A 570-nucleotide genomic window follows, 5' to 3' on the forward strand; every position below is an offset into this window, starting at 1 on the left:
TGAGTTCGATCCCGAGCGCGATCGGCATCTTGCTGTTGGCGACCTGATCGACGAGACGCACATCGGGAAACGCCTGACCCGAGCGTTCGAAGCGGTACGAAGCCCACTTTGACTCCGGGTCCCAGATGGGTCGCAAAGCGTTAAGCGTTCGCACGACTTCTAGCTCAATTCCAGCGCCCAAGAACGTATTTAGACTGAACAGGTCAGTGGCGGCGACGCCGCTCACGGGATGCTCGAACTCGAACTCACCCGGTAGCGCCATGAGGGCAGCGCGTACCCCATTGACCAGTTCTGTGCGTCTATCCAGCGGGTCAAGCTCCGGCCGCTGCGGGCCGTTCTCATACTTGTCCGCATCCATTTCATTAGGCATGCCGCCGCTCCATCCGCTCAGTCAGGTCGTCCGCTCCTGGCATAGTCTGGACCAACTCTGCGGCCTCTTCGTCAGGCGCGCTGGTATTGGCGGCCATGAGCAACCGCTCACCCGCGAGGCTAGCGAAATATGGATCCACCTCAGCTACGTACGCCTTACGACCTGTAGCCACAGCTGCCACCGATCCGGTGGCCAATCCT

Annotated in this window: 1 pseudogene; it reads right to left on the minus strand. The window is 60.5% G+C overall.

The window, feature by feature from the left end:
• Positions 1-358, minus strand: a pseudogene (locus IG178_RS24980) (hypothetical protein); the annotation flags it as partial.
• Positions 359-570: the final 212 nt, after the last annotated feature.

It is taken from the genome of Neoluteolibacter marinus (assembly GCF_014904755.1).
Classification (GTDB): Bacteria; Verrucomicrobiota; Verrucomicrobiia; order Verrucomicrobiales; family Akkermansiaceae; genus Haloferula; species Haloferula marina.